The following is a 20,575-nucleotide window of genomic DNA, read 5'->3' on the forward strand; positions in this document are numbered from 1 at the left end:
GCTTCGGTGAACCTTGGTCGCGCGAGCCGGCGAAACCTGACAGGCCTTGGCCACGATGAACGAAAAAAAGCCCGGCGTGCGAGCGGCCGGGCTGGTGTGGAACGAGTGAGGCTTACTTGAACCGGTAGGTCGCGCTGGCGTAGAAGAAGCGGCCGCGCGGGTCGGTGTAGCTGGGGTCGTAGCCGGAGAGGAAGTACCAGGCCTGTTGCGAGAACGGCGGCGCAGTGTCGAACAGGTTCTGCACCCCGCCGCGCAGCGTGAAGTCCTTGGTGATGTCCCAGGCGCCGGACAGGTTCCACAGCGTGTACGCCGAGACGCGGCGGTCATCCTTGCCGATGATGTGCTGGTCCTTGTAGCCCGAGAGGTAGTTGTTGGACAGCGTGGCCGAGTACGGGCCCTGTTCCCAGTCCAAGGCCACCGTGTGCCGCCAGCGCTGCACCACGCCGTCGTTGACGAACTCGCCGAGGTTGCTCACGAAGGGGTCGCCGTTGCCGGTCTGCTGCTTGGACGAAACGGTCCAGGTGCCATTCAGCCGCACGCCGAAGGTGCCGACACCGCTTTGCAGCTTGCTGAGCGACAGGCCGATGTCCAGGCCAGAGATGCGCTGCTGGCCGCGGTTCTGCTTGACCAGGTCGATGTAGCAGATCGAGTTGTCGTCCGGGTCCAGGTCGTCGCCACACACGCGCATGAAGTCGCTGTCGGGGTCGCCGGCCGGGTCGTTGTAGCGGTGCACCAGGCTGCCGTACTTGTCCAGGTGGGCCAGGATCACGTCCACACCGATGGTGCTGATGGTGTCCTTCTTCTGGACGTTCCAGTAATCCAGGCTGACGCTCATGCCGCGCTGGGGCTCGAACACCGTGCCCAGCGTGAACTGGCGCGAGCGCTCGGGCTTCAGCTTGGCATTGCTGTAGTTCAGCGTGGTCCAGAGGTCGGAACAGTCGGTGACGGTGTTCTCCGGATCATTGGCCAGGCAGACGGGGTCGGTGACCGTGGCGGCGGAGCCTTCGGTCACCGGGCGGTACAGGTCCGACAGGCTGGGCGCGCGGAAGCCCGAACCAGCGGAAGCGCGGAACATCAGTTCCGGCGTGACGGTGTACTTCAGGCCGATCTTCGGGCTGGTCGCGCTGCCGGTGACTTCGTAGTGCTCGTAGCGCACGGCGGCCTGCAGCTCCAGCTGCTTGGTGACGGGAGCGCTGATTTCGCCGAACACCGCGCCCACGTGGCGCGAGCGGCCAAAGTCGGCGTCCTGGCCTTGCGAGGTCTCGCCGAGGATCAGATCGTCCGCCAGTGCCTGCGACTGGTGGTAGTTCTGGCGCTCGCGGCGGAACTCGCCACCCAACGCCAATGCCATGTCGCCGCCGGAGAGCTTCATCACCGGGCGCGAGGCCTTGAAGTCCACGCCGTCCATCTGGCCTGACGCGTGGCGCACTTCGCCCCGGATCTGCGCCGTGTTGTAGAGCGCCTGGCCGGCCGAGCCGGAGGCACCAAACGGGTTCAGCGTGCCGTCGGCAAAACCGTCGCGGATCATGTCCTCGTTCAGGTAACCGTTGTGGTCGCGGTCGGACACGAGGCTGGTGCTGTGGTTCAGCGCGACCTCGTAGTCCCACGTTGACACATTGCCATTCATGCCCAGCACGTAGCGCTGACCGGTGGACACCAGTTCGCTGGTGCGCAGGCCGGCCTCGACCAGGCGGGTGCGCGCGGTGATGCTGCGGTCTTCGTCGTCCGGATCCAACGTGGTGAGGGTGGTTCCGGCCAGCGCGGGGATCAGCGAGACGTCGACTTCGGCGTCAATGCGGTTGGGCGTGCCCGAATACAAGGTGCTCGAACGGGCCCAGGAGGCTTCGCCGAACAGCTGGTGGCCGCCGCCCAGGTCCCACACGCCACGGCCGAACACGCTGGTCTTGGTCGACTTCGGGTACAGCTCGATGTCGCGCATGTAGTCATAGGTGCAACCGTCGGCGCCGCCAATGCCTTCCGGGAGGTAAAGCGTGGCGGGTGGGTTGCAGCCGGTGGCGGCGGCTGGGTTGATGGTCCTGGAGTCGATGACCGTCTTGCCGTTGCTGGAGTAGCCGTCGGCGATCAGGCTGTCGCGTTGGGAGCCACTGAGGATCAGGTTGGCCGGATAGGTCGCGCTGGAAAGCAAATCCGGCAAGCGCTCGGGAATCTTCAGGTCCTTGATGAAGTGACGCTGGCGGGCGTTGAGGCTGTCGGTCTTCTGGACGTCGAACACGCCGAACAGGTTGAAGCCGTCGCGGCCATAGTCGCCCACGCCGCCCGACAGCGTGGCCGAGCGCTTGCCACCGCCGCCTTCGCCGGTCTTGCCAGCGTAGGCGCTGATCTCTCCGCCCTGGTAGTCACGCTTGGTGATGAAGTTGATCACGCCACCAATCGCGTCGCTGCCGTACAGGGACGATGCCCCGTCCAGCAGCACTTCCACGCGGTCGATGGCCGCAGCCGGAATGGTGTTGAGGTCCACGCCGGCGCCGTCACCCGGCGAAGCGAAGTTGGCCATGCGGCGGCCGTTCAGCAGCACCAGCGTGGACGAGACGCCCAGGCCGCGCAGGTTGGCCGCGTTCAGGCCGGATTGGTCGCGGAATCCGCCGTAGGCCATGCTGCCGCCGTCGGTCAGGTTGTTGGCGCTGGCGCTGATGTGCGCGACGATTTCCGCGGCCGTGGTCAGCCCCGCCTTGTCGATGTCCTTGCGCGTGATGACCTGCACCGGCAGTGCCGTTTCACCGTCAATGCGCTTGATTGCCGAGCCGGTGATCTCGACCCGTTGGGGTGTGTCGGCGGGAGCCGTCTGGGCATGCAGCAAGGCCGGGGCCGCGCCGGAAAGCAGCAGGGCCACCGCCTGGGCGCAGGCCCGAAGGCGCGTGGACCGGTGGGCAGCCGCGTGCGGCGTGACGGGGCTATGCATGAAGAGGATCCTCCGAAGCGATGCTTTGTGGTGTGTGGGTCGGTCTGCGAGTCTAGGAAGCGTTCGCGCCGCGTGTCACGGCGCTTTCACCGAGCGTCGCAATTCAGCAACTTGGCTTCACAAGGGATTGCACGGCGGTGCAAGCGACGGTGCTGTATCGGCCCTCGCAATCTCGACGCAATCCCACGGGCGACGTTTGTTCTCACGGAATGCGGTGCCAAGATGCGCCATGGCAAAGCGCCGCCTTCGGGCGGGCGCGGCAGCCGCTTTCGTGGTTCAGATGGATTTGGGATGGGTTTGGCATGAGCGAGCGCCGCAAGACGGACAAGATGAAGCAGGGCGACAGCGGCAAGCGGGCGGGCCGCAGGCTGCTGCTGGGCGGACTGGCGCTGGGCCTGGGTTTGGGCCTGGGTTTGGGCCTGGTGCCGACGCTGCAGGCCCAGGTGCAGGCGCCGAGCCGCGAGTCGGTCGGCACGGTGACCCGGGCCGGCGGCATCACCGCCGGGGCGATCCCGTTCCAGCAGGTCAAGGGCTACGCGGTGGTCATTGGCGGTGCGCTGAAGGACGACAACGACGAGGTCTGGGGCCGGCTGGTGGAACTGGCCGGTGGGCGCGGCTCGCGCTGGGTGGTGTTCGGCACCGCTTCGGAAAATCCGGACAAGACGGCGCGCCGCATCGGCGACCTGCTGGAGCGCCGCGGCGCCGTGGCCGAGCAACTGCCGGTGGCGCCTGCGCTGAAATGGGTGGACCTGGACAAGGCGGTGCGTGACCCATCGCTGTTGGAGCTGGTCAAGAACGCCAAGGGCATCTTCTTCTCCGGCGGCGCGCAGGAGCGCATCGTCGACACCTTCAACCCCGGCGGCAAGCCCACGCCGATGCTGCAGGCGATCTGGGACGTGTACCGCCGCGGTGGCGTGGTGGCCGGCACCTCGGCTGGTGCTGCGGTGATGAGCACGGTGATGTTCCGCGATGCCTTGAGCGTGCTCAGCGTGATGAAGGGCCAGCTGCGCGACGGCAAGGAGGTCGACCACGGCCTGGGCTTTGTCGGCCCGAACCTGTTCGTGGACCAGCATTTCCTCAAGCGCGGCCGCTTCGGCCGCATGATTCCGCTGATGCTGGCCAAGGGCTACAAGCTGGGCCTGGGCGTGGACGAGAACAGCGCGGCCATCGTGCAGGGCGACCAGATCGAGGTGATTGGCGGCAAGGGTGCGCTGCTGGTGGACCTGGCCGATGCGCAGACCAACCCGCAGCTCGGCGCACTGAACCTCACCGGCGCCAAGCTCAGCTACCTGGACCGTGGCGACCACTACGACCTGGGCACGCGGCAGATCGCGCCGTCCGAGCGCAAGCAGCGCGGCCAGAAGCTGGACCCGAACGCACCCGGCTACAAGCCCGACTTCACCAACGAGCCCTTCTACATCGACATGCTGGGCGACACCACGGTGGCCAATGCGATGGGCTTCCTGATCGACAGCAGCCAGAAGGAAGTGCGCGGCCTGGCCTTCGATCCCAAGGCCCAGCCCGGCGACCCATTGCCCGACCTCGGCTTCTCGTTCCGCCTCTACAAGGGCAAGGACACGCTGGGCTGGTACTCCGACGAGCAGGGCGGCGACGATTACAGCGTGGTCAACGTCTACCTGGACCTGCAGCCGGTGCGCATGGCACGGCCCTTGTTTGCGCCCTGGACCGGCCGCTGATCCGCGCACCCTGCGCCGCGCGATACTGCGGCCTTCATTTCGGTCCACGTGCGCTTTTTCTCCCCAGGAGCTTTCTGCACCATGATGCAACGCCGCCCTCTCTTGATCGCCTGCCTGACGGCCGCCCTTGGGGCCACCCTCGGCATCTTCACCAGCACCGCTGCGCTGGCCCAGGCGCCGGACTGGAAGAAGGTCCGCATCGGCGTTGAAGGCGCCTACCCGCCGTTCTCGGAAGTGGGCACGGACGGCAAGCTCAAGGGCTTCGACATCGACATGGCGCTGGCGCTGTGCGCCGAGATGAAGGCCGAGTGCACGCTGGTGCAGCAGGAGTGGGACGGCATGATCCCGGCGCTGCAGGCCAAGAAGTTCGACGCGATCATCGCCTCGATGGCCATCACCGAAGAGCGCAAGAAGGCTGTGGCCTTCACCAACAAGTACTACAACACGCCGGCCCGCTTCGTCGGCAAGGGCAGCGCCACGACCGATGTGTCGCCCGCCGGACTGAAGGGCAAGAAGATCGGCGTGCAGCGCACGACCATCCACGACCGCTACGTCACCGCCTTCTACAAGGACAGCGAGATCGTGCGTTATGCCAAGCAGGACGAGGTCTACCTGGACATGGCGGCCGGCCGCATCGACGCGACGCTGGGCGACTCGGTCGCCGAGGACGGCGGTTTCCTGAAGCGACCCATCGGCAAGGGCTTTGCCTTCATCGGCCCGGCCATCGAAGACACCAAGTTCTTCGGCGACGGCTCGGGCATCGCGATCCGCAAGGCCGACACCACGCTGGTCGACAAGTTCAATGCCGCCATCGTCTCGCTGCGCGCCAGTGGCGGCTACAAGAAGATCCAGGACAAGTACTTCGACTTCGACGTCTTCGGCAAGTAAGGCAGAAGAAGAGACTAGAGGGGCGCGCGCGTGGACTTCCTGCACGGCTACGGCCACAGCCTGCTCGAGGGCTCGCTGCTGACACTTGCGGTGGCGCTGGGTTCGCTGGCCATTGCGCTGGTGCTGGGCCTGGCCGGCGCGCTGGCCAAGCTCTCGAAGGTTCGCGCATTGCAGTGGCTGGCCACGGCCTACACCACGCTGGTGCGGGCCGTGCCGGACCTGGTTGTGATGCTGCTGGTCTTCTACGGCGGGCAGGTCGCGGCCAACAGCCTGGCCGAGCGCATGGGCTGGGAGAGCCTGGACATCAACCCGTATGTGGCGGGCGTGCTGACCATCGGCTTCATCTTCGGCGCCTACCTGACCGAGGTGCTGCGCGGCGCCTTCCTGGCCGTGCCGCCTGGCCAGCGCGAGGCGGCCGTCGCCTACGGCATGACGCCCTGGCAGGTGCTGCGCCGCATCGTCGGCCCGCAGATGCTGCGGCATGCACTGCCTGGCCTGTCGAACAACTGGCTGGTGATGATCAAGAGCACGGCCATCGTCTCGCTGATCGGCCTGTCGGACCTGATGGCGCGCGCCAAGGGCGCGGCCGGCAGCACGCGCGAGCCCTTCCTGTTCTACGTCGCGGCCGGGGTCATCTACCTGCTGTTCACCAGTGTGTCCGAACTGGGCTTTGCCTGGCTGCAGAAGCGGCTGTCCATCGGCACGCGGCGCGTGTCGCTCTGAGCCGTTGAGAAGTTGAACTGACGATGGACTTCGACGCGATCCGCGAAAGCCTGCCGCTGTATTTCCACGGCGTGCTGGTCACGCTGGAACTGCTGGCCGCCGCGCTGGCGCTGGGCATGCTGGGTGCGCTGCCGCTGGCCATGCTGCGCAGCCTGCCTTCGCCCTGGGCCAACAAGCCGGTCTGGCTGTTCACCTACGTGATGCGCGGCACGCCCATGCTGCTGCAGCTGTTCATCCTCTACTACGGGCTGGCGCAGTTCGAGTGGGTGCGTGCCAGCATCCTGTGGCCCTGGCTCAGCTCGGCCTGGTTCTGTGCCATTGCCGCGTTTGCGCTGAACACCTGCGCCTACACGACCGAGATTCTCTACGGCGCGATCAAGGCGCTGCCGCATGGCGAGATCGAAGCGGCCAAGGCGCTGGGCATGTCGCGCTGGGTGACCTTGCGGCGCATCGTGCTGCCCTCGGCCTTCCGGCGCTCGCTGCCGGCCTATGGCAACGAGGTGGTGCTGATGATGCACGGCACCTCGCTGGCCAGCGTGGTCACGCTGGCCGACCTGACGAATGCCGCCAACGAGGTGCATTCGATCTACTACCTGCCGTTCGAGGCCTTCATCACCGCGGCCGTGTTCTACGTGCTGATCACCATGGTGCTGGTGGCCATGTTCCGGCAGGCCGAAAAGCGCTGGCTGCAGCCCTTGCTCCCGCGCTGAATCTGCCGCGCTGAAACCTCTGTTCTCGCTCCAATGAAAACCGTCACCCATTCCCTGCTCAGCCCCGTGCCCGGCACCCGCCGCGAACTGGTCAGCCTGCACCACGGCGAGCCCGGCCGCGGCCCCAAGGTCTACATCCAGGCCTCGCTGCATGCCGACGAAGTGCCGGGCATGCTGGTCGCCCATCACCTGCGCGGCGCGCTGGCCGCGCTGGAAGCGGCCGGTCGGCTGCTCGGTGAAGTGGTACTGGTGCCGGCGGCCAACCCGATCGGCATTGGGCAATGGGTGCTGCGCAACTACCAGGGCCGCTTCGAGCTGGGCAGCGGCGAGAACTTCAACCGCAACTATGCGGACCTGACCGAGGCCGTGCTGGCCGCGGTGGGCGAACAACTCGGGGCGGACGCGCAGCAGAACGTGGCGCTGGTGCGCGGCGCGCTGCGCGACGCCGCGGCGGCATTGCCGGTGGCCACCGAGCTGGAAAGCCTGCGCAAGACGCTGCTGGCGCTGGCCATCGACGCCGATGTGGTGCTGGACCTGCACTGCGACGGCGAGGCCGTGCTGCACCTCTACACCACGCCGGCCACCTGGCCCACGGCCGAACTGCTGGCGCGCTGCATCCGCGCCGAGGTTTCGCTGCTGGCCGAGCGTTCGGGCGGTGACCCGTTCGACGAGGCCTGCTCCATGGTCTGGCCGGCGCTGGCCGCGAAACTTGGAGCGGACAAGCCGCTGCCGTCTTCGTGCATGGCCGCCACCATCGAGCTGCGCGGCGAGGCCGATGTGTCGCACGCCCGCGCCGAGGCAGACGCAGAAGGCATCGTGCAATTCCTGATCGCCTGCGGCGCGGTGTCCACTGAGGCCAGGCCGCTGCCGATGCCGGCGCTGCGCCGCGCGCCCACGCCGCTGTCGGGCTCGATCCCGCTGGTGGCGCCGCACGGCGGCATGATCGTCTTCCTGCAGCCGCCGGGCACCGAGGTGCAGGCGGGCGAGCCGCTGGTGGATTTGATCGACCCGATCAGCGGCGCCGTCACCACGCTGAACAGCCCCGTCACCGGCCTGTTTTTCGCGCGCGACCTGCGCCGCTTTGCCGTTGCCGGCATGACGCTGGGCAAGGTGGCCGGCGAGCAGGCGCTGCGCCAGGGCAAGCTGCTGTCCGCCTGAAAGCCATCCATCCCATGCAAGTTTCCGGCGGTCTGCAGGTCCAGAACCTGCACAAGAAGTTTGGCGAGCGCGAGGTGCTGCGCGGCGTGTCGCTGCAGGCGCAGCGCGGTGACGTGGTCGCCATCATCGGCTCCAGCGGCTCGGGCAAGAGCACGCTGCTGCGCTGCCTGAACCTGCTGGAGCAGCCGCACGAAGGCACGCTGAGCTTGAACGGCGAAGTGCTGCAGCTGAAGCGCCAGCACGACGGCAGCCTGGGCGCGGCCGATGCGAAGCAGCTGCAGCACTGGCGCACGCGGCTGGCGTTTGTGTTCCAGAGCTTCAACCTCTGGCAGCACCGCACCGCGCTGGAAAACGTCATCGAGGCGCCGATCCATGTGCTGGGCAAGACCAAGGCCGAAGCCACCGAACGCGGCGAGGCGCTGCTGGCCCGCGTGGGGCTCACGCACCGCCAGCACGTCTACCCGGCGCAGCTCTCCGGCGGCGAGCAGCAGCGCGTGGCGATTGCCCGCGCGTTGGCGATGGACCCGGAGGTCATGCTGTTCGACGAACCCACTTCCGCACTGGACCCGGAGCTGGTCGGCGAGGTGCTGCGCGTGATGCGCGGCCTGGCCGAAGAGGGCCGCACCATGCTAGTGGTCACGCACGAGATGGAGTTCGCCCGTGAAGTGGCGAACCATGCGATCTTTGTGCACCAGGGCCTGATCGAGGAAGAAGGCAGGCCGAAGGAAGTGCTGGTGCGCCCGCAGAGCGAGCGGCTGAAGCAGTTCCTCTCGGGTGGCCTGAAGTAAAGCTTGCGGGCCTGACACGCCCGCGTCATCGGTGCTTCATAAGCTGGCCGCCTATTCGGCTGACCGGCTCTCACGATGACCCACTCCTTCATTCCCCGCGCGCTGTGCCTGGCCCTCGGCTTCACGCTGGCCTTCAGCGCCACGGCAGCCACCACGACGGCCTACTGGTACCAGACCAAGACACCGTACCAGCCGCAGCAGCAGGCCTCGACCTACGAAGCCGCGCCGGCTGGCTTCAAGCCGGTGTTCACCGAGATGCTGGCCCGCCACGGTTCGCGCGGCCTGTCCAGCCTGAAGTACGACCTGGCCGTCTACAACATGTGGCTGCAGGCCCAGGCCGATGGCGCGTTGACGCCGCTGGGCGCATCGCTCGGCCCGGACGTGTACACGATCATGAAGGCCAACTTCCTGTTGGGCTACGGCGTGGAAGGCATCTCCAAGCCGGGCTACGGCAACGAGACGCAGCTGGGCATCAGCGAGCACAAGGCGCTGGCGCAGCGCCTGGTCTCGCGCCTGCAGCCGTACTGGAAGCAGGTCGCGAACAACTCGGTGGCGGCGCCGCGCCAGGTCGTCGTCGTCACCTCCGGCGTGGACCGCGCGGTGGACAGCGGCCACTACTTCACCGAAGGCCTGCTGGCGGCCAAGCCCGGTCTGGCCAAGCTGGTCACCACGCCGGCCGCGCCCGGCCCGTACCCGGACGTGGGCACGCCGGTGGCCGAGCCGGCCGGCACCGACCGTTTCGCGCTGTACTTCCACAAGCTGGTCGCCGCGACCGACCTGGTGACCAACACCGCCGACCCGCACTTCGTCACCTACACGGACAGCCAGGCCTACCAGGCCTACAAGGGCGCCGATGCGGACCTGCTGTCGCGCCAGGCCGCGCTGCAGGCGAACCCGGCGGTGGGGGCGGCCGGCCGCGTCATCCTGGAGCGGCTGTTCGCCAAGGCCTTCGTGGACAAGATCGAGAACGGCAGCTACAGCTTTGCCAACACCGGCACCTACAGCTTCACCAGCGACGACGGCAAGTTCACGTCCACACTCACCGGCGACGGCAAGACCAAAATCAACAGCCTGGCTTCGGCGGCCGCGCTGCTCTACGAGCTGTATTCGATTGCCCCGGCCATGAAGGCCGAGGCCGGCGTGAACTTCAAGCCGTACATGCCGCAGGACCAGGCCGAGGTGGTGGCCGAACTGAACGACGCTTCGGACTTCTACGACAAGGGCCCCGGCTTCAGCGAGAAAGGCAGTGCCACCTGGAAGATGGCACAAGGCCTGGTGGACGACTTCTTCAAGGAGGCGGATGCCATCGCCGCCGGCGACCTGTCGCACGCCGCCAAGCTGCGCTTTGCGCACGCCGAAACGGTGATCCCGTTTGCCTCGGCGATGGGCCTGAAGAACGTGCTGCAGCAGGTGCCGCTGGCGCAGACCTACAGCTACGCCAGCAACCCGTGGCGCGGCGTGGACGTCTCGCCGATGGCGGCCAACATGCAGTGGGACCTGTACCGCAACAAGGCCGGCCAGGTCATCGTGAAGATGCTCTACAACGAAGCCGAGACCGACTTCAAGGCCGCCTGCGACGGCGCCAAGCTGCCCGGCACGCAGCACTTCTACGACTACGCCCAGCTGCGCAGCTGCTACGGGTACTGAGTGTGCCCCCAGGGCTGGGCTGCGCCCAGCCCGCCCCCCGAGGGGGTCAAGGAAACTTGGGGCGGCCCTGCGTTTCCTTGTTCTGCGTCTGCATCAGGCTCAGAACGGCACCCAGTCCGTCGGGTACTTCCAGAAATCCTTCAAGAGGTAGTTCATTGGCAGGTTCAGCGCGACCTGCTTGGGCGGGATGGGTTGCAGGAACCACTTGGCGTAGATCGTGTCGGCTTCGTGCGAGGTGATCAGGCGCTTCATCTCCTCGTCGACGATGGCCTTCAGCTCCGGGTCGTTCTTGGGCAGCATGATGGCCAGCGGCTCGATGGTCAGGAACTTGCCCACCACCTTGAGCTTGTCCGGTTCTGGCCGGCTGGCCTTCAGGCCGAACAGCAGCACGTCGTCCATCGCGAAGCCGTCGGCTTCGCCGCTTTCCACCATCTGCACCGCCTTGGCATGGTCCGGTGCCTCCAGAATCTGGATGCCCAGCAGCCGCTCGTTGTTGTTCTGCGTGATGGACTTCAGCGCGGTGGTGCCAACGGTCGAAACCAGCTTGCGGCTGCCGAAGTTGTTCAGGTCGTCGATCTTGCTGTTGGCCAGCACCATGTAGCGCGTGCCGGTGATGTAGTGCGGCACGGTGAAGGCCACCTTCTGCCGGCGCTCGGCATTGTTGGTGGTGCCGCCGCATTCCATGTCGGCCTTGCCATCGGTGATGGCTGCCACGCGGGTGGCGGGGGTGACCAGCAGGTACTCGGTCTGCAGCTTGGCCAGGCCCAGCCGCTTGCGGATGACCTCCGACAGGCGGCTGCACAGGTCCAGCGCATAGCCGACCGGCTGCTTGTCGGGCAGCACGTACGAAAACGGCACCGAAGACTCGCGGTGGGCGATGACGATCTTGCCTGTCAGCTTGATGCGGTCCAGCGAGGGGCCGGCCCAGGTGGCGGCGCTGCCGCACAGCAGGGCGGCGGCAAAGAGGCAGGCGCTGCGCGAAGGCAGGCGGCGGGACGCAAACATGGCGGACCTTTCGTACAACGAGGCAAAAAGCAGGATCACGGCGGTTCGCCAAGGAAAGGCGCTGATCGGCGGCGGTTGGCCGGTCGGCGCGGTGCGCCATGGTACAGAACCGGGCAATGGCAACCAGCAAATGTTGGGCCAGGCAATCCGGCTTAACCCGGGGCGGCATGAGCATTGCTTCACGCTTGGCGACCGGCGGCCCCACGGCCGAACATGCTGGGAGGGCTTGGCTACACTGCGCCGAACCCAGCCCCGCGGAGCTGGGTGCCGGCAGCGGCTGACCCCTTCGCAACAGAGGCGACGATGCAAGAAGAAAACGAACTGCGTGAATGGCTTGAGCAGGTGCGCAGCGGTGCGTTGCCGCGGCGCCGCTTCCTGGCCCAGGCCGCAGGGCTCGGCCTGTCGCTGCCGATGGCCGCTGTGCTGCTTGGCAGCGCCGGCCTGGCTGGCGCTGCCGAGCCGGCCTACAAGCCCACCAAACGCGGTGGCGGCGGCCCGCTGAAACTGCTGCTGTGGCAAGGCCCCACGCTGCTGAACCCGCATTTCGCCACCGGCACCAAGGACGAAGAAGGCTCGCACGTCTTCTACGAGGCGCTGGCCCGCTACGACGTGGACGGCAACCTGGTGCCGGTGCTGGCGGCGGAGGTGCCCAGCAAGGAAAACGGCGGCATCTCGGCCGATGGCAAGAGCGTCACCTGGAAGCTGAAGAAGGGCGTGACCTGGCACGATGGCCAGCCCTTCACCGCCGACGACGTGGTCTTCAACTGGCAGTACGCCACCGACCCGGCCGCCGCCACCAACACCGTCGGCTACTACCTGGGCCTGAAGCTGGAGAAGGTCGACGCACTGACGGTGCGGGTGGTGTTCGACAAACCCTCGCCGTTCTGGCCCGAAACCGCCACCGTGCAGCTGGTGCCCAAGCACCTGTTTGCACCCTACATGGGCGCCAAGTCGCGCGAGGCGCCGGCCAACCTGAAGCCGGTCGGCACCGGGCCGTACAAGTTCGTCGAATTCCGGCCGGGCGACATGGTGCGCGGCGAGCTGAACCCGAACTACCACCAGCCCAACAAGCCGTTCTTCGACACGGTGGAGCTCAAGGGCGGCGGCGACGCCGTCTCCGCGGCGCGCGCGGTGCTGCAAACCGGCGAATACGACTTCGCCTGGAACCTGCTGGTCGAAGACGAGATCCTGAAACGGCTGGAGGCGGGCGGCAAGGGCCGGGTGGTGTTTGCTGCCGGCGGCTCGACCGAGTCGCTCTACCTGAACTACGCCGACCCGGTGGCCGAGATCGACGGCGAGCGGTCCAGCGCCAAGTCGCGCCACCCGCTGTTCAGCGACCCGGCGGTGCGCCAGGCCATGGGCCTGCTGATCGACCGCCAGGGCATCCAGAACTTCATCTTCGGCCGCGCCGGCATTGCCACGCCGAACTTCGTCAACAACCCGCCGCGTTTCCGCAGCGCCAACCTGAAGCCCGAGTTCAACATCGACAAGGCCAACGCCGTGCTCGACGCCGCCGGCTACAAGCGGGGTGCGGACGGCATTCGCGAGAAGGGTGGCAAGAAGCTGAGGTTCGTGTTCCAGACTTCCATCAACGCACCGCGGCAGAAGGTGCAGGCCATCATCAAGCAGGCCTGCCAGAAGGCTGGCATCGAGCTGGAGCTGAAGTCGGTCGTGGCCAGCGTGTTCTTCTCGTCGGACGTGGCCAACCCGGACACCTACGGCAAGTTCTACGCCGACATGCAGATGTACCTGGTCAGCCAGGGGCGGCCGTACCCGGACCGGCACATGCAACGTTTTGTCTCGTGGGAGATCGCGGCCAAGGGCAACAAGTGGCTGGGCCAGAACCTGAGCCGCTGGCGCAGCGACGAATTCGACAAGGCCTACCGGGCCTCGGAAACCGAGCTGGACCCGGTCAAGTGTGCCGCCTTGTTCATCCGCATGAACGACCTGGCCTGTGGCGACGGCTATGTCGTGCCGCTGCTGTTCCGCCAGGCCGTCAGCGGGCTGGGCAACAAGATGGTGGCGCCGCTGAACGGCTGGGACGTGGACATGGCCAGCCTGGCCGACTGGTATCGCGAAACGTGATTCCCTGAAGTTCGTGGGGCCGTACCTTCTCCGTCGTTTGCTGCTCGCGGTGCCCAGTTTGCTGGGCATCAGCGTGGTGCTGTTCGCCGTGCTGGCGCTGGCGCCGGGCGATCCGTTTTCGGAGATGGCCACCAATCCCAACGTGCCGCCCGAGGTGCGCGAGGCCTTGCGCCAAAGCCTGGGGCTGAACGATCCGGTGTGGCAGCGCTACGGCCATTGGCTGTGGGCGATGCTGCATGGTGACTGGGGCTTCTCGTTCATCAGCCGCGTGGACGTGGACACGCTGATCTGGCAGCGTGTGCCGGTGACGCTGGCGGTGATCGGCGCCTCGCAGCTGCTGGCGCTGGCGGTGGCGCTGCCGGTCGGCATCATGGCCGCCACGCGGCCTTATTCCTGGTTCGACAAGCTGGCCAACACGCTGGCTTTCATGGGCTTCTCGCTGCCGACCTTCTTCACCGGCCTGCTGCTGATCCTGCTGTTCTCGATCAAGCTGGACTGGCTGCCGTTTGTCTACCGCGCCGACATCCCCGCCACCGGCTGGGCCTGGTGGTGGGAGCAACTGCGGCAGACGCTGATGCCGGTGCTGGTGCTGGGCCTGTTCCAGGCGGCGGGCTGGACGCGCTATGTGCGCTCGGCGGCGCTGGACGTGATCCGGCTGGACTACGTGACCACCGCGCGCAGCAAGGGCCTGCCTGAGCGCATGGTGGTGCTGCGCCATGTGGCGCGCAATGCGCTGATCCCGGTGGTCACGCTGGTCGCGCTGTCGATGCCGCAGGTGTTCGGCGGGGCCATCGTCACCGAGCAGATTTTTCGCATTCCCGGCATCGGCTCGCTGCTGATCGACGCCATCCTGCGCAACGACACGCCGGTCATCATGGCAGTCACCTTCGTGCTGGCCTGCCTGGTGATCTTGTTCAACCTTGTCGCGGATCTGCTGTATGGCTGGCTCGACCCTCGCATCAGCTACCGCTGAGCCGGCGGCCATCCTGGCGCCGCGCCCGGTGGTCTCGCCCGCCCGCGAGGCCTGGCGGCGCTTTCGCCGGCACGGCCTGGCGGTCTTCAGCCTGGTGCTGCTGGCGCTGATGGTGCTGGCAGTGGGCCTGGGGCCGCTGCTGTGGCCGCTGGCCATCAACGACATCGACTTCGCGGCCCGCCTGGCCACGCCGTCTGCCGCGCACCCGCTGGGCACCGACGACCTGGGCCAGGACCTGCTGGCGCGGCTGCTGTACGGCGGGCGCATCAGCCTGGCGGTGGGCCTGGCGGCCATGGGCATGGCGATCGGCGTGGGCACGCTGATCGGCGCTGCCGCCGGCATGTCCCGCGGCTGGGTGGACACCGCGCTGATGTGGCTGACCGATCTGTTCCTGTCGCTGCCGCAACTGCCGCTGCTGCTGCTGGTCATCTACCTGTTCCGCGAGACGCTGAAAAACGCCTTCGGGCCCGAACTCGGCGTCTTCGTCCTGATCGTGGGCGTGATCGGCGCGTTTGGCTGGATGCCGGTGGCGCGGCTGGTGCGGGCCCAGTTCTTCAGCCTGCGCGAGAAGGAGTTCGTCGAGGCCGCACGGGCGCTGGGCGCGGGCCGCATGCGGCTGGTCTGGCGCCACATCCTGCCCAACGCGCTGGGCCCGGTGATCGTGGCCGGCACGGTGGACGTGGCCGGCGCCATCATTGCCGAGAGCACGCTGTCCTTCCTCGGCCTGGGCTTCCCGCCCGACATCCCGACCTGGGGCCGCATCCTGTTCGACGCCAAGGACTACCTGGACATCGCACCGCACTGGGCGCTGTTCCCCGGCCTGGCCATCTTCCTCACGGTGCTGGCCATCAACTTCATTGGCGACGGCCTGCGCGACGCGCTGGACCCACGCAGGGTGTTCTGATGCGAGCGCCGGGCCGCCCCAAGCTCGCATCGCTCCCCCTCGGGGGGGCGACGCCGCAGGCGTCTTGGGGGTCGACATGACTGCACTGCTCGACATTCGCGGGCTGAAGACCCATTTCCTCACCGACGACGGCTGGTTGCACGCGGTCGATGGCGTGGACATCGCGGTCGAGGCCGGGCAGACGGTCTGTGTGGTCGGCGAGTCCGGCTGCGGCAAGAGCGTCACCGCCAAAACGGTGATGAAGCTGATCGACATGCCGCCGGGCCGCATCGTCGCCGGCCAGGTGCTGTGGCAGGGGCGTGACCTGGTGCCGCTGGACGCTGCGGCCATGCAGCGCGTGCGGGCCAAGGAAATCGCCATGGTCTTCCAGGAGCCCATGACCTCGCTGAACCCGGTCTACACCGTGGGCCGGCAGATCGCCGAGAGCGTGCGCCTGCACGAAGGGCTGAGCCGTGCAGACGCGATGGCGCGTGCTGTCGAGATGCTGCGCCTTGTGCGCATCCCCACGCCCGAGCGGCGCGTGAACGATTACCCGCACCAGTTCAGCGGCGGCATGCGCCAGCGCGTGATGATCGCGATGGCGCTGGCCTGCAGCCCGAAGCTGCTGATCGCCGACGAACCCACCACCGCGCTGGACGTGACCATCCAGGCGCAGATCCTGGACCTGCTGCAGGAGCTCAAGGAGCGCCTGGGCATGGCGGTGCTGCTGATCACGCACGCGATGGGCGTGGTCGCCGAAGTCGGCCAGCGCGTGGTCGTGATGTACGCCGGCCAGGTGGTCGAGGAAGCCGGCGTGGAAGACCTGTTCGCCCGCCCGCGCCACCCCTACACCCAGGGCCTGATCCGCTCGATCCCGCGCATTGACCGCGACGCCGTGCACAAGACCCGGCTCGAAGCGATTGCCGGCAGCGTGCCGCGCCTGATCAACCCGCCGGTCGGCTGTCGCTTCGCGCCGCGCTGCCGCCATGTCACGCCAGCCTGCACCACCGCCACGCCGGCGCTGCGCGAGGCAGCGCCGGGCCACAAGGTGGCGTGCATCCTGGAGCTGGTGCCATGAGCCATCCTGCTCCCACCTCTACCCGGGCCGAGCGCCGGGCCGCTCCCAAGCCGGCCCGTATCCCCTCGGGGGATCGGCCGACGTATTCGTCGGACGAGGGGCGGTCATGAGCATGCCATTGCTGAAGGTCGAAGGCCTGGTCAAGCAGTTCCCCATCCATGGCGGGCTGCTGGGCCGCGAGGTCGCGCGGGTGCATGCGGTGGACGGCGTCAGCTTCGAGCTGGCGCCGGGTGAGACGCTGGGCATCGTCGGCGAGTCCGGCTGCGGCAAGAGCACGCTGGGCCGCAGCATCCTGCGCCTGCTGGAGCCGACTGCCGGCGAAGTCAGCTTCGAAGGCCGCAGCGTGACCCGCGCCAGCCCGGCCGAGCTGCGCGCGCTGACGCGCGACATGCAGATCATCTTCCAGGACCCGTTCGCCAGCCTGAACCCACGCATGTCGGTGCGCGACATCGTCGGCGAGGCGCTGGTCATCCACAAGCTGGCCGGCAATGCGCAGCAGCGCGAGGCGCGTGTCGTGGAACTGCTGGAAACCGTGGGCCTGTCGGCCGACCAGATGCGCCGCTTCCCGCACGAGTTCTCTGGCGGCCAGCGGCAGCGCATCGGCATTGCCCGGGCGCTGGCCGTCAGCCCGAAGCTGGTGGTCTGCGACGAGGCGGTTTCGGCGCTGGACGTGTCCATCCAGGCCCAGGTCATCAACCTGCTCGAAGACCTGCGCGAGCAGTTCGGCCTGGCCTACCTGTTCATCGCGCACGACCTCAGCGTGGTCGAGCACATCAGCCACCGCGTGGCCGTGATGTACCTGGGCCGCATCGTCGAGATCGCGCCCGCCAAGGCCCTCTATACCGAGCCCCGCCACCCCTACACCGAAGCCCTGCTGTCGGCCGTCCCCATCCCTGATCCCACCGTCAAGCGCCGCCGCATCCCGCTGCAAGGCGACCTGCCCAGCCCCATCCACCCACCCACCGGCTGCCACTTCCACACCCGCTGCCCGCTGGCGCAGACCGCGCAATGCCGCGAGCAGCGGCCCGAGCTGAAGCAGGTGGCCGATGGGCACTGGGTGGCGTGCCATTTGCGCAGCTGAAGCAGGCGGCACAATGGCCTTTCCAACCTGGATGGCAGAGGCCTTCTCGATGACGCAAGCACCACCGCCCGACGACCTGGCCGAGGCTTTCCTGCTGTCCTTGCGCAGGCGTCGCCTGGTGCTCGCGATGGCCGCGGCCGGCATGGGCGTGGCAGCCTGCGGCGGTGGTGGCGGCGACGCTGGCAGCCCCGCGCCCGCGCCCCCGCCCCCGCCGCCTTCTCCAACCCCACCTCCTGTTTCCGGTCCTGCCTGGTGGAACTTCGGGCGCGACAGCCAGCACTCGGGCGAGGGCGCCATTGCGACGCAGGACCTGAACCGCATTGCCTGGTCCACGCCGGTGGACCTGATGCCGCAGTACCAGGGCGAGACCTTGCTGGTGCACTACGGCTCGCCCGTCATCACGTCCAACAACACGGTGCTGGTGCCGGTGAAGACCCAGGCCACCAGCGGCTTCCGGGTCGAGGCCCGGTCCGGCGCCACCGGCACGCTGCTCTGGTCGGCCGACACCGACTACGCCGTGCCCGCGCATCACTGGATGCCGGGCTTCCACCTGGCGCTGTCGCGCAGCAACCGCCTGTTCGTGCCTGGCGCGGGTGGCAAGGTCTATGTGCGCGATGCGGCGGACTCGGCGCAGGGTGCCCTGCAGCCGCTGGTGTTCTACGGCAGCGCTGCCTACGCCGCGGCTTCGGCCCAGCTCGATGCTGCCGTCTTCATCAACACGCCGATCACCGTCGATGCGGCAGGCAACGCCTTCTTCGGGTTCGTCGCAAATGCCGGCAACCCGGCGGGCCTGGTCAGCGGCTTTGCGCGCATTGGCGCCGATGGCCAGGGGCGGTGGATCGCCGCGGCCGATGTCTCGGGCGACGCCAGCGTCGTCAAGCCCGCCATGAATTGCGCGCCCGCGCTGTCACCCGACCTGGCGACCGTGTACGTGCTGGCCAACGCGGTCTCTGCCGGATGGTCCCAGCATGGCGTGCTGGTGGCGCTGGACAGCACCACTCTGGCGCCGCGTGCCCGCGTGGCATTGCTGGACCCGCAAACCGGCGACAAGGCCCAGGTGAGCGACGACTCAACGGCCTCACCGACCATCGGCACGGACGGCGACGTCTACATCGGCGTGCTGGAGTCCAGCCAGGGCCAGCACAACTACCGCGGCTGGCTGCTGCATTTCGACAGCACGCTGGCCACCACCAAGGTTCCGGGCAGCTTCGGCTGGGACGACACGGCCTCCCTCGTGCCGGCGAGCATCGTGGGCGGCTACACCGGCAGCTCCAGCTACCTGCTGGCCGTCAAGTACAACAACTACCTCAATGCCGGCACGGGCGACGGCCTGAACCGCATGGCCGTGCTGGACCCGAACGCCACGCAGACCGATCCGATCTCCGGCGTGCCGGTGATGCGCGAGGTCATCACCGTGCTGGGCGTGACGCCCGAGAACCCGGGCTCCGCAGCGGTCAAGGAATGGTGCGTCAACACCGTGGCCGTGGACCCGCTGACGCACTCGCTGCTGGTCAATAGCGAAGACGGCGTGCTCTACCGCTGGGACCTGGCCACCAACACCCTGAGCCAGCGCATCAGGCTCACCGGCGGCCTCGGCGAGGCCTACACGCCCACGGCCATCGGCGCCGACGGCGCGGTCTACGCCATCAACCGCTCGGTGCTGTTTTCGATTGCGGGCTGAGGGGCGACATCGCGCCAACAGTTTGGGCTGAGCCTGGCGAAGCCTTTCGCCGAGTCGGGCGCTGTGCCTGCGTCAACCCGGAATCTCCGGTTCCACCAGCCGTGCCAGCTGTTCCAGCGACTCCTGCCAGCCCAGGTAGCACATCTCCAGTGGAATGACGTCTGGGATGCCGTCCTGCACGATGTCGAGCTCGGTGCCGCAGATCACCGGCTTCAGCACCACGGTGACTTCCATCGTGCCCGGCAGGTTCGGGTCGTCGAAACGGTCGTTGTAGCGCAGGCGTTCGTTCGGCACCAGTTCCAGGTACTCACCGCCAAAGCTGTGGCCGTTGCCGGACCCGAAGTTGTGGAACGACATCTTGAAGTCGCCACCCACGCGCGCGTCCATGTGGTGGACCTGGCAGGTGAAGCCGTAAGGCGGCAGCCACTTGGCCATGGCGGCAGGTTCCAGGAAGGCGCGGTAGAGCTTCTCGGGCTTGCAGCGAAGGACACGGTGGAGTTTGACGGCACTGGTGGTCATGAGTCGTTTCCTTTGGGGATGAAGTGAGGAGCTGGTGGGATCGGAGGCAGAACGATTGTGGCGAACTGCTCGTCTCTGCACGACGATTGGGCGCTTGCAATTTCGACAGGCCTGAGATCGAGAACCCCGCAACTGAACCCGGATGTTGTCGGCGCCGACGGGGGCTGTGCGGCTCTCGGAGGTGTGGCATGCTTGTGCCTAGGCACCAACCCGGAGGCATCATGACCATTCCCGCCCACGATCTAGCAGCGGAAGTCCTTGACCTTCCGGCCGAGGAGCGGGCCCGGATTCTTGAGTTGCTGATTGCCAGTTTTGAACCGAAGTCAAGCGCGCAGAAGGCTTGGATGAGCCTTGCGCTGCGTCGGCGAGAGGAAGTCCGAAACGGCAAGGTGGCGATGATTCCTGGCGACGAAGCTTTGGAGCGCGTCAGAGCACGGCTCGCGTGAGTTACTCGATTCATCCCGAAGCCGAGGCAGAGCTCGGCGACGCAGCCGTTTACTACGCCACGCACGCAAGCCGAATGATCGCATTGGCCTTCCTTGCAGAGTACGAGCGCGTGCGAGATCTACTCATCGAGAACCAGCGGCGTGGGCCGCACGGTGAAGATGGCCTTCGCGTCTACCACTTCGATCGCTTTCCTTACACCGTGGTGTATGAAGAGGATGAAATCATGGGGCCTCAAATATTCGCCATTGCGCACCAGAACCGCGAGCCCGGTTACTGGGGTGACCGGACCTGA

18 protein-coding genes are annotated in these 20,575 nt (G+C 67.3%); 15 read left to right on the top strand and 3 right to left on the bottom strand.

Features of this window, described 5'->3' with window-relative positions:
- Nucleotides 1-112 precede the first annotated feature (112 nt).
- On the bottom strand, nucleotides 113-2,920 hold the full coding sequence (locus LRH25_RS00995; RefSeq protein WP_141287659.1) for a TonB-dependent receptor: 2,808 nt from the start codon (nucleotides 2,918-2,920) through the stop codon (nucleotides 113-115).
- A 302-nt stretch (nucleotides 2,921-3,222) separates the two neighbouring features.
- On the opposite strand from LRH25_RS00995, the gene LRH25_RS01000 reads away from it, so the two are divergent.
- From LRH25_RS01000 to LRH25_RS01030, 7 genes are all read left to right on the top strand, one after another.
- A complete protein-coding gene (locus LRH25_RS01000; protein WP_170200860.1) occupies nucleotides 3,223-4,617 on the top strand; it encodes a cyanophycinase in 1,395 nt (464 codons plus the stop codon).
- Nucleotides 4,618-4,698: 81 nt separating this feature from the next.
- Nucleotides 4,699-5,505, top strand: a complete 807-nt coding sequence (aotJ, locus tag LRH25_RS01005; RefSeq protein WP_141287657.1) for an L-arginine-binding protein AotJ — start codon at nucleotides 4,699-4,701, stop codon at nucleotides 5,503-5,505.
- Between the two features lie 39 nt (nucleotides 5,506-5,544).
- Nucleotides 5,545-6,228 (top strand): ABC transporter permease, encoded by a 684-nt coding sequence (locus tag LRH25_RS01010; RefSeq protein WP_141287662.1) that lies wholly within the window; start codon nucleotides 5,545-5,547, stop codon nucleotides 6,226-6,228.
- 23 nt (nucleotides 6,229-6,251) lie between these two features.
- Complete coding sequence (locus tag LRH25_RS01015; protein WP_211361379.1) at nucleotides 6,252-6,938, top strand: ABC transporter permease; 687 nt, start codon at nucleotides 6,252-6,254, stop codon at nucleotides 6,936-6,938.
- Nucleotides 6,939-6,971: 33 nt separating this feature from the next.
- Nucleotides 6,972-8,096 (top strand): succinylglutamate desuccinylase/aspartoacylase family protein, encoded by a 1,125-nt coding sequence (locus LRH25_RS01020; protein ID WP_231010039.1) that lies wholly within the window; start codon nucleotides 6,972-6,974, stop codon nucleotides 8,094-8,096.
- 14 nt (nucleotides 8,097-8,110) lie between these two features.
- Nucleotides 8,111-8,884: an ABC transporter ATP-binding protein gene (locus LRH25_RS01025; RefSeq protein ID WP_141288595.1), complete on the top strand. Its 774-nt coding sequence runs from the start codon at nucleotides 8,111-8,113 to the stop codon at nucleotides 8,882-8,884.
- A gap of 75 nt (nucleotides 8,885-8,959) precedes the next feature.
- Nucleotides 8,960-10,531: a histidine phosphatase family protein gene (locus LRH25_RS01030; protein ID WP_141288596.1), complete on the top strand. Its 1,572-nt coding sequence runs from the start codon at nucleotides 8,960-8,962 to the stop codon at nucleotides 10,529-10,531.
- Between the two features lie 99 nt (nucleotides 10,532-10,630).
- Here LRH25_RS01030 and LRH25_RS01035 read toward each other — a convergent pair whose 3' ends face one another.
- Nucleotides 10,631-11,536 carry an amino acid ABC transporter substrate-binding protein gene (locus LRH25_RS01035; RefSeq protein ID WP_141288597.1) on the bottom strand — a complete coding sequence of 302 codons (906 nt, stop codon included), beginning with the start codon at nucleotides 11,534-11,536 and terminating at the stop codon, nucleotides 10,631-10,633.
- A 303-nt stretch (nucleotides 11,537-11,839) separates the two neighbouring features.
- Between LRH25_RS01035 and LRH25_RS01040 the strand changes: the two genes are divergently transcribed.
- From LRH25_RS01040 to LRH25_RS01065, 6 genes are all read left to right on the top strand, one after another.
- Nucleotides 11,840-13,621, top strand: a complete 1,782-nt coding sequence (locus LRH25_RS01040; RefSeq protein WP_141288598.1) for a peptide ABC transporter substrate-binding protein — start codon at nucleotides 11,840-11,842, stop codon at nucleotides 13,619-13,621.
- Between the two features lie 13 nt (nucleotides 13,622-13,634).
- Nucleotides 13,635-14,594: an ABC transporter permease gene (locus LRH25_RS01045; RefSeq protein ID WP_141288599.1), complete on the top strand. Its 960-nt coding sequence runs from the start codon at nucleotides 13,635-13,637 to the stop codon at nucleotides 14,592-14,594.
- A complete protein-coding gene (locus LRH25_RS01050) occupies nucleotides 14,560-15,498 on the top strand; it encodes an ABC transporter permease (RefSeq protein WP_231010040.1) in 939 nt (312 codons plus the stop codon). The genes LRH25_RS01045 and LRH25_RS01050 overlap by 35 nt, the downstream gene beginning before the upstream one ends.
- A 76-nt stretch (nucleotides 15,499-15,574) precedes the next feature.
- Nucleotides 15,575-16,555: an ABC transporter ATP-binding protein gene (locus tag LRH25_RS01055; protein ID WP_141290752.1), complete on the top strand. Its 981-nt coding sequence runs from the start codon at nucleotides 15,575-15,577 to the stop codon at nucleotides 16,553-16,555.
- A 106-nt stretch (nucleotides 16,556-16,661) separates the two neighbouring features.
- Nucleotides 16,662-17,636: an ABC transporter ATP-binding protein gene (locus LRH25_RS01060; protein ID WP_141290748.1), complete on the top strand. Its 975-nt coding sequence runs from the start codon at nucleotides 16,662-16,664 to the stop codon at nucleotides 17,634-17,636.
- A 13-nt stretch (nucleotides 17,637-17,649) separates the two neighbouring features.
- Nucleotides 17,650-19,317 carry a hypothetical protein gene (locus LRH25_RS01065; protein ID WP_231010041.1) on the top strand — a complete coding sequence of 556 codons (1,668 nt, stop codon included), beginning with the start codon at nucleotides 17,650-17,652 and terminating at the stop codon, nucleotides 19,315-19,317.
- A gap of 72 nt (nucleotides 19,318-19,389) precedes the next feature.
- On the opposite strand, the gene LRH25_RS01070 is transcribed toward LRH25_RS01065, so the two are convergent.
- Complete coding sequence (locus LRH25_RS01070; RefSeq protein WP_141288474.1) at nucleotides 19,390-19,836, bottom strand: SRPBCC family protein; 447 nt, start codon at nucleotides 19,834-19,836, stop codon at nucleotides 19,390-19,392.
- Between the two features lie 221 nt (nucleotides 19,837-20,057).
- On the opposite strand from LRH25_RS01070, the gene LRH25_RS01075 reads away from it, so the two are divergent.
- Both LRH25_RS01075 and LRH25_RS01080 read left to right on the top strand, forming a co-directional pair.
- On the top strand, nucleotides 20,058-20,282 hold the full coding sequence (locus tag LRH25_RS01075; RefSeq protein ID WP_141288473.1) for an addiction module protein: 225 nt from the start codon (nucleotides 20,058-20,060) through the stop codon (nucleotides 20,280-20,282).
- Complete coding sequence (locus tag LRH25_RS01080; RefSeq protein ID WP_170200926.1) at nucleotides 20,279-20,575, top strand: type II toxin-antitoxin system RelE/ParE family toxin; 297 nt, start codon at nucleotides 20,279-20,281, stop codon at nucleotides 20,573-20,575. The genes LRH25_RS01075 and LRH25_RS01080 overlap by 4 nt, the downstream gene beginning before the upstream one ends.

The sequence above is a fragment of the Ideonella azotifigens genome (assembly GCF_021043325.1).
GTDB lineage: Bacteria > Pseudomonadota > Gammaproteobacteria > Burkholderiales > Burkholderiaceae_C > Ideonella > Ideonella azotifigens.